This is a genomic window from Xanthovirga aplysinae (assembly GCF_009711365.1).
GTDB lineage: Bacteria > Bacteroidota > Bacteroidia > Cytophagales > Cyclobacteriaceae > Xanthovirga > Xanthovirga aplysinae.
In genome coordinates, this window is sequence record NZ_SMMB01001102.1 from 1 (window position 1) to 8,120 (window position 8,120).

An 8,120-nucleotide genomic window follows, 5' to 3' on the forward strand; every position below is an offset into this window, starting at 1 on the left:
GTTGGTAGTAATTTATTTGCCAGTGGCTATCAGGTAGTATTAAAAGGAAATCGGCAGTTGGCCATGGGAAATATAGGTGTGGCTGGTTTCAGGCCTGATGCGAGTAGTATATTTTTTAATCCTGGGGCATTGGCCATGATGGAGAACAATAGTTTGATAGTGGGGTTCAATCCGATTTTTTCTCACATTGCTTATGCGGATTATCAGGAGAATAGTAGCTATACCTCACAAACCAATAACCCTATGGGTACACCATTCCATTTTTATGCTAGCTGGGGAATGCAAGATAGCCCTTTGAGATTTGGTCTAGGTGTTTTTACTCCATTTGGTAGCACAGTACAATGGGAAGATGGATGGAAAGGAGAGAATCTTTTGACAGAGCTAAGCCTGCAATCGATTTATATTCAGCCTACCATCAGTTATAGAATAAATGATAACTGGAGTGTAGGTGCTGGATTGGATTACGCAATTGGTAGTGTGAATTTACAGAAGTCAATTAACAATATTCCAGATGCTACCGCAGAGTTGGATGGTAAAGCCGAGCCAGGATTTGGTTATAACTTGGGTTTGTACTATCAGGCAGATAGGTTTACGGCAGGAATTTCTTATCGCTCGGCCATTAAAATGAAAGTAAAGGGTGGTGATGCTCTCTTCCATGTTCCAGATGCTTTAAGAGGTTCTTTACCAGCAGATGTGAAGTTTGATGCAGAACTTCCTTTGCCCTCTTCCCTTAATGTTGGAGCCTCTTACAACTTGACCTCTGCTTTTACTTTAGCAACCGAGATCAATTATGTGGGTTGGAGTAAATACGAAGCATTAGAATTTGATTATGATAATGAAACGGACCTATTACAAGATACTAGCTCTCCAAGAGACTATAAAGATTCCTGGACTTTCCATTTAGGTGGTGAATATCGCTTAAATAACCTCGCGCTAAGAGCAGGAACATATTATGACCTTACTCCAGTGCAAGATGGTTATCAAACCCCTGAGACTCCAGATGCTAATCGTCTGGGCCTTACAGCAGGATTTGGCTATTCTTTTGGTAATCTGAATGTAGATGTTTCTTTCCTTTGGATCGAAGGACAGGAAAGGGAACAAACCCTTGGTCAGGCTCAAAGTGCTGGAACTATCGATTCAGTAAGGGGGATACAGGATGTTTTACCAGGGACCTACAAATCCAGAGCCTTCATTCCTGGCGTATCTTTAAGTTATAACTTTTAATCTAAGAGGAGAGAAAACAGATGAAATTAAATAAATATCTGCCATTAGCAGGACTGACTTTATTATTTGCTTCATGTCAACCGGAAGTAGAAGCTCCAAATCCCAACCCTTCTCCTGGAGAAGCGGATTTTAGTAAATATGTAGCCCTAGGAAACTCCCTTACTTCGGGATACAGCGATGGGGCCTTATATTTAGAAGGTCAGGAAAATAGTTACCCTGCAATATTTGCTCAGCAATTGGAGGCTGTAGGAGGAGGAGAATTTACCCAACCTTTAGTTCCAAGTGGTAATGGTTTGGGAAGTGATGGGAACGGTAAATTTGTTCTTCAATTGGTAAATGGTAGTCCTTTACCAGTACCTACCCCTGGGGATGTGCAGGGAGTTGGGACACCAATTGGAGGTGAAGGTATATATTTTAACAATATGGGGGTGCCCGGAGCTGAATCAGGTCATCTATTGGTTCCTGGATATGGTCAGGCGAATCCTTTTTTCGGACGATTTGCTACTAGCCCTGCAACAAGTGTGTTAGCAGATGCAGCAGCCCAGCAACCAAGCCTTTTTTACCCTTTGGATAGGAAATAATGATGTTTTAAATTATGCTTTCGCAGATAAGGAAGCCCCTACGTCGGTAGATGAATTTTCCTCATATATTGAAGGTGTCATTGGAGGTTTGAAAGCTGCTAATCCTGAAGTACAGGGAGCATTACTAAATGTTCCTGATATTACTTCTATTCCTTATTTTGACTACGTGGGATGGAATGGTCTGGTGATTGATGGGGCCACTGCTGATGTATTAAATGCAACTTACAAAGGTAATATCGAACCAGGAATACTGGAAGCGGTTAAATTAGGTGTAATTACAGAAGGTGTAAGAATTAAAGTTGTAGCTGGTATAGCTCTTGAATTGGTAAAAGCTCAGTTAATGGACCCTAATGGACCAAACATGAGCGAAGAACAGGCTTTGGCATATTTAGATACTGCGGAAGGGCAAGCACAAGTTGATGCCCTAATTGATAGTTATGAAAATCGTACGCTTCCTGAAGATGACCTTGCTGCTTATGATGCAGCCGTGGCTGTTGAAATGGAAAATCAGCAGCCCATTATTGTTGCCACATTAGATGGCTATAATAACGGCTTACTACCGGAGGAAGATATGTTAATGCTACAGGCAGCTATTGAAGAGCAGTTTAACATCACAATCGAAGGATTAAAGGCTGCAGGAATTTATCCTACCTTCCAGGAAGGTCCAAATCCTTTTGTTGTTGCTGTGGATGTGACGGAGGAAAATCCTTTGGGAATAAGACAAGCAGTAGAAGGCGAGCTTATTGCTCTTTCTATTTTAAGTTTGCCGGATCAACCATTAGAAGAAAATGGCCCATCAAAAGTAACGGCACTAGCCGATGAGTTTGTTTTGGAATTAGAGGAAATACAAACTATTCAAAATGCCGTGAAGGATTACAATGCTAGTTTAAAGAACATAGCTGCTGCGAACGGATTTGCTTATGTGGATATGAAGTCTCTCATTGAACAGTACCAAAAAGGTTATTCGGTTGATGGGGTTAGATTTAGTTCAGAATTTGTAACAGGAGGTATCTTTGGTTTGGACGGGATCCATCTAACACAACCAGCGGCAGCAATAGTTGCCAACGAGATTATCAGAACGGTGAACGAGCACTATGATTCCAGTATCTCTCCTGTAAATGTAAATGAATTTGAAGGTATTGAAATGCCAAATACTGTAGTTAATTAGAATCATTTCATTTAATGATGATAAAAAAGGCCGTTATTTAACGGCTTTTTTAATTTATGCTCTTAGAGCTTGTTAAAAAATTTTCAGCATTTTGGGGCTCTCAGGTTATCATTTCAAAGGTTGTGTTTTCAATAATCAAATTGTAATGCTTTTTATTCGAAATTGGACTTGATTTCTCCTGCTTCCTTATTGTCTATTTAAACTTTACTCACGAGAATCTTTGCCTGATGATTTATTTCGAAATTACAAGAGTTAGCAATGAAACACATTTTGTTAGCTTCTTCGTGTAATTCAGCTGCCTTTTGAACCATACTTTCATCTGTTACCGTTACAGTTGGATGTAATGTCACTTCTTTAAAGCTTCCGCTTCCATTTTTTGATTCGCTCATTATTCCTTTGGCATTGTCTACATATTCAGTAACTATTATTTTATTGACTGCACACAAGTGTAGATACCAAAGCATATGACAAGAAGAAAGGGAGGAGACTAAAAGGTCTTCAGGATTATATCTGGTTTTATCCCCTAAAAAGGAAGGGTCCGATGAACCCAAAATTGTTGCGGTTTTTTCAACTCCCGAAATATCATAATCTCTTTTGTAAGACTTATAATTTTTGGTGCCATTTCCTTGGTTACCTGTCCATTCCACTTTTACTTGGTATTGATGCTGTTTCATTGGATTTTACTAGTTTTATAGTATTAGGAGTAGGATAACATAAAAATAAATCTTGCTTAAGAACAGGTTTAAAAATTTTCTCTTTGTTTCAAATTCCTCTTCACTTAATAACAAAAAATTTAATCAAGCTCTAAGGCTTAAATCCATTTCCTAATTTTCAATAATTTTTACCCCTGTCGCTTGGAAAAAAATTTCTTCTTTTGGAGCAGTTATTGCGGCAATTTCAGCTTCTGGCCTGCCAGCATCTTTTGCATAATGCCTTAGGTCTTCAACCGAAATTTGCTTTCGGGAGGCTAGCCCATTAAAAACAGTCGTTTTACCTTCCAAGCCCTTTTTTGGTAGGGCGAAAGAATGATCTTTGAACATTACTTTCATGATATCTCCATTTTCCAAGGAGACATTCATCCAACAGCCTTTTACCTTACATACTTCGACAATTTCAGCCTTTACCTTAGCTTCAAGGGTATCCTGAGAGGCGAGGATTGTTAGTAATTTCTTAGTAGAAATGACCCCATCGCTTTCAAAGGTTTCCCCAAAATTTGTAGTGGAGGAATTCTGTTGTTCAGTCTTTGTTTCTTTTATTTTTGGGTTTTCACCCTCATTGTTATTCTTTGTTTGACAAGCAACTAATTGAACTAAAAAAAGAAGGTAAAATAGTTTTTTCATTTGATTATAATTTTATTCGAATAGGTTAAAAGTAAAAAAAGGAAAATATAATTTACCCACATTTAATCTCTGTATTTATTCTTAAGTTTGTTTCTTACCAAGGATATTAACTTTTGTTCAGGGAATGTTAGGATTCATGAAATAGTAATTTTTCAATGAAACCTGTTAGAATGAGTAGGTAACCAATAAAAATTCCCGATATAGCTCCCACAAAAACATCTAATGGAGTGTGAACTCCTAAAGCAACTCTTGAAAGTCCCATTAATATTGCCCAAAATATAATCAGGTAAGAAAGCCAGGTTAGTGCTTTCTGGGGGAGAAGGTAAAAGACGTAGGCCAAGATCATGGCAAGGATGAAAGCATTTTGGGTATGTCCCGATGGCAAAGAGAATCCAGTTTCATGCACCCAGTGATCTAATACTTTTTGATCAATATCACTTACTTTAAGTTTTGCTTCCGCTTTATTTAGTTGTTCGCCAACATAAATTCTTCGATTTTCCTTATCAGAATGTGAATTGTATAATTGATGCAAGTCTATTAGTTCCCTATTGGCAAGTTTAATGAAAGATGGTCGTGGTTCTGCTAGAGCGGGTTTTAAGAAATCTTCATTTAAAACAGCGAAAAGTTTGAGGGTAAGTAAAAAGCCAATGAGAAAAAGAGCAGACATTTTTAAATTATGTTTCTTAGTCCCTTGGGCTAAATAGGTGATTAGGGTACTTAATAAAACAATTAAAATTACTCCAGTACTTGTGCCACTATTGGAGATTTGCAGCCAAAAATAATTCAATTTACCTCCTAAACTAAAACCAGAGTCATAAATAGGAAAAAAAGTTATTATTGACCATAAAATTAGAAAGGAAAGTAATAACCAGAATAGTACTTTGATATGTTTCTTATTCATCTTGGAGCAGAAATATATAAATTGTGTTGGAAAAAATACTTTGGGAAAATACGGTTTTTTTAGAAACAAAAAAACAGTGCCCATTTCAGGCACTGTTTTTAGTTTAATTTCACTGTTTACTTTATTTAATGAGATTCCCCACAACTCTCCTTAATAAAAGTAAATTCAATTCTTTGCTAGAGAAGCCTTTAAAAGCATTATTGATTAATGATCAATGACTTAATTTCCGTAGATTGTTCCGTTCTGATTTTTATAAAATAAAGTCCGTTACGGAGTTGACCAGTATTTAGGTTTAGATTTTGAACTCCTATAAGTTTTTCAAAGGTTTTATGAAGAACTTCTTGTCCATTCATGTCCATAAAACTTACTTCCACCTTTTCACTTTTTTCAGTGTTATTGATCTGAATATTTACTTTTCCATTATATACTGGATTTGGATAGACAAGTGAAAATGGTGTAACTTTTGAGCTTTCCTCAGCAAAAAGCCGTGTGCTGGCCCCAATATTTACTGTATAATCTTCTACCTCTCCATAAGGGAAGCTTTCACAGGAGGAAGGTATGCCATTATATTTCATACTTACTCTTATGCGGCATGGGCCTTCAGATGCTGCAGAAGGGATTGTAAAACTGCCCGAAACTTGGGAATCTCGGGTTGCCGAAGCTGAAAATACTTGCTCTCCTGGATCAGTAAAGTCACCATCTTGGTTATAATCAATCCAAACAGCGTAACCTTCCCTATAAATTGTACTCTCCCATTCAGGTGTTATGGTGATGGTATAACTACTGCTTTTTTGTAGGTTTGTAGAAATATGACTGAAGTCTTGATAGCCTCCATTATCGCCCGAAGTGTGATCAATACTTCCCAAACTTACATTGCCGATCCATTCATCCACTGTGCTTTCTCCAGTGGAGGAACAATAAACCGGATCATCTCCACCTCCGTCTCCATCTTCAATGGTTACGGTATAATCTTCTACTTCTCCGTAGCTAAATGTCTCACATGGAGAAGGAATTCCGTTATATTTCATGGTTACTCGCATACGGGTAGGGCCATTTAGGGCTGAAGAAGGTATTGTGAAGCTTCCTGAATTATTGGTATCTTGGGAAGCGCTTTTTGAGAATACCATCTCTCCCGAGTCATCAAAATCATTATCTTGATTAAAATCAATCCAAACTCCATACCCTTCACTGTTAAATGGTGCTTTCCCATTCCGGAGTTATGGAAATGGTATAATTGCTATTTTTTTGCAAGGTGGTAGAGAGGTTGGTGAAATCTTCATAACCTCCGTTATTTCCGGAAGTATTATCTATGTCGCCAAGTGTTACATTGCCAATCCACTCATCGACAGTGCTCTCTCCCTGAGAGGAACAATAAACGGGATCAGGATCTGTAGGGTTATCCGAAATAATACTTTCTCTAGCTCCTCCAGGCTCAAATAGTGCCCGCATACGTTCTTTTTGTCCTTCGGAAAACATCACCATACAAGCGTCGTCCACATAATCCATGTAGTTCATAAACATATCGTTACTGCTACAAGAATTTTGGGGATAGGATGGGCAGCCATAGTATTCTGAGGCTGCACTAGGAGTGTCATCCACATAATCTGAGGCACCGCAGCCACCATCTCCCCAAATATGTCGCAAGTTTAACCAGTGTCCTACCTCGTGAGTACCTGTACGTCCCTTATCAAATGGTGCAGTGGCTGTACCTGTGGTGCCAAAATATTGGTAATCGATTACGACACCATCCGTGGCTGGATCATCTCCTGGGAATTGGGCATAACCTAAAACAGAACCGCTAATATTACAAACCCATAGATTTAAATATTTATTACTCGGCCAGGCATCCTTACCACCACTGGAATTAAATTTTACACCATCATTTGTATAAGAGAAAGAAGAACTTGAAGTTTGTGTCCTGGTAATTCCTGTAGTAGAATTTCCATTGGGGTCCGTAGTGGCTAACTGAAATTCTATTCCTATATCGGCCACTAGGTCAGCAAATTCTGATGGGGTGTTAGTATGATCATCATTTAATTTCCTAAAGTCTTCGTTTAAGACATCGATTTGAGATTGAATTTGACTATCACTTACATTTTGTTGACTTGTATTATACACAACATGTACAACAACAGGGATAGTAAGAATTTCATTTTCTTGTACAGATGCGCTTCTCAAGATTCTTCGTTGTTTTATGAATTCAGCTGTTTGTCTCTCCACTTGTTCCATTCGTTGTTCTAAATGGGGATTATTTGCCAAATGGAGATTCAATAAATCGTCTGAGGCACAGTTCCTTTTTTGTTGGGCCCTTGCTAATTCTCCCAAAAAGCAAGTAAGCATGATAATTAGTAGTAACTTTTTCATAGGGTTTGTAAAAGAGTTTTGGTTTGTTTTATGGAATTGATTTTCCGTGATTGGTAAATAACCCTATTTGGGTGAAATCAATAGGAATTTACCAAACTGGTATTTGTGGGGATTTTAATGGCCCAAGGAATTGGTTCAATGGAAAATTCCTTTCTTTTTAATCAAAAGATTTCCTTTCCCATAAATGACGGCATTTAAGGTAGCATTAAGCAGAGCTTTTGAGATGAATTAAATTTTTTAAAGAGAAATTAAAGGAAAAGGAAAATTCCCAATATTTTCCATTTTAACAAAATGGAAAAAAGCGTACAGGAGTACTCCAGGACTATTAGGTTTTCCTTTTTCTCGCAGAAGGTTAAAATTAAAAGGTTAATTTTTTAGAGGTGAATTGGAAAATTAGTAGTTCTTCGGAAGACAGGTTTTTTACTTATTCCTGTTCAGATAAATGAAGATTATTCAAAATGAGAAGGGATGAGCTTGGTTTGGTGTGGGAGTTTGTGAAGGCTGTTTTTGTGTTTTATGGGGATAAGGTTGTTGTAAATGGC

8 protein-coding genes are annotated in these 8,120 nt (G+C 37.8%); 3 read left to right on the plus strand and 5 right to left on the minus strand.

Features of this window, described 5'->3' with window-relative positions:
* From E1171_RS12905 to E1171_RS12915, 3 genes are all read left to right on the plus strand, one after another.
* A partial coding sequence (locus E1171_RS12905) for an OmpP1/FadL family transporter (RefSeq protein ID WP_155206421.1) occupies positions 1-1,224 on the plus strand: 1,224 nt, incomplete at its 5' end.
* A 20-nt stretch (positions 1,225-1,244) separates the two neighbouring features.
* On the plus strand, positions 1,245-1,805 hold the full coding sequence (locus tag E1171_RS12910; RefSeq protein WP_155206422.1) for a hypothetical protein: 561 nt from the start codon (positions 1,245-1,247) through the stop codon (positions 1,803-1,805).
* Positions 1,756-2,973: an SGNH/GDSL hydrolase family protein gene (locus E1171_RS12915; protein WP_155206423.1), complete on the plus strand. Its 1,218-nt coding sequence runs from the start codon at positions 1,756-1,758 to the stop codon at positions 2,971-2,973. Before E1171_RS12910 ends, E1171_RS12915 begins: the two co-directional genes overlap by 50 nt.
* Before the next feature lie 197 nt (positions 2,974-3,170).
* Here E1171_RS12915 and E1171_RS12920 read toward each other — a convergent pair whose 3' ends face one another.
* The 5 genes from E1171_RS12920 to E1171_RS12940 form a co-directional block, all read right to left on the minus strand.
* Entirely contained in the window at positions 3,171-3,647 is a 477-nt protein-coding gene (locus tag E1171_RS12920) for an OsmC family protein (RefSeq protein ID WP_155206424.1), read from the minus strand.
* 150 nt (positions 3,648-3,797) lie between these two features.
* Entirely contained in the window at positions 3,798-4,313 is a 516-nt protein-coding gene (locus tag E1171_RS12925) for a DUF4920 domain-containing protein (protein ID WP_155206425.1), read from the minus strand.
* Positions 4,314-4,440: 127 nt separating this feature from the next.
* On the minus strand, positions 4,441-5,214 hold the full coding sequence (locus E1171_RS12930; protein ID WP_187696436.1) for a phosphatase PAP2 family protein: 774 nt from the start codon (positions 5,212-5,214) through the stop codon (positions 4,441-4,443).
* A gap of 197 nt (positions 5,215-5,411) precedes the next feature.
* Complete coding sequence (locus E1171_RS12935; protein ID WP_343031366.1) at positions 5,412-6,383, minus strand: T9SS type A sorting domain-containing protein; 972 nt, start codon at positions 6,381-6,383, stop codon at positions 5,412-5,414.
* A 22-nt stretch (positions 6,384-6,405) separates the two neighbouring features.
* Positions 6,406-7,578 (minus strand): zinc metalloprotease, encoded by a 1,173-nt coding sequence (locus E1171_RS12940; protein ID WP_222931493.1) that lies wholly within the window; start codon positions 7,576-7,578, stop codon positions 6,406-6,408.
* Positions 7,579-8,120 lie beyond the last annotated feature (542 nt).

Bases quoted from the DNA above. Each gene is read 5' to 3' on its own strand.
- E1171_RS12910 (WP_155206422.1), top strand. From the start codon at position 1,245: ATGAAATTAAATAAATATCTGCCATTAGCAGGACTGACTTTATTATTT.
- E1171_RS12915 (WP_155206423.1), top strand. From the start codon at position 1,756: ATGCAGCAGCCCAGCAACCAAGCCTTTTTTACCCTTTGGATAGGAAAT.
- E1171_RS12920 (WP_155206424.1), bottom strand. From the start codon at position 3,647: ATGAAACAGCATCAATACCAAGTAAAAGTGGAATGGACAGGTAACCAA.
- E1171_RS12925 (WP_155206425.1), bottom strand. From the start codon at position 4,313: ATGAAAAAACTATTTTACCTTCTTTTTTTAGTTCAATTAGTTGCTTGT.
- E1171_RS12930 (WP_187696436.1), bottom strand. From the start codon at position 5,214: ATGAATAAGAAACATATCAAAGTACTATTCTGGTTATTACTTTCCTTT.
- E1171_RS12940 (WP_222931493.1), bottom strand. From the start codon at position 7,578: ATGAAAAAGTTACTACTAATTATCATGCTTACTTGCTTTTTGGGAGAA.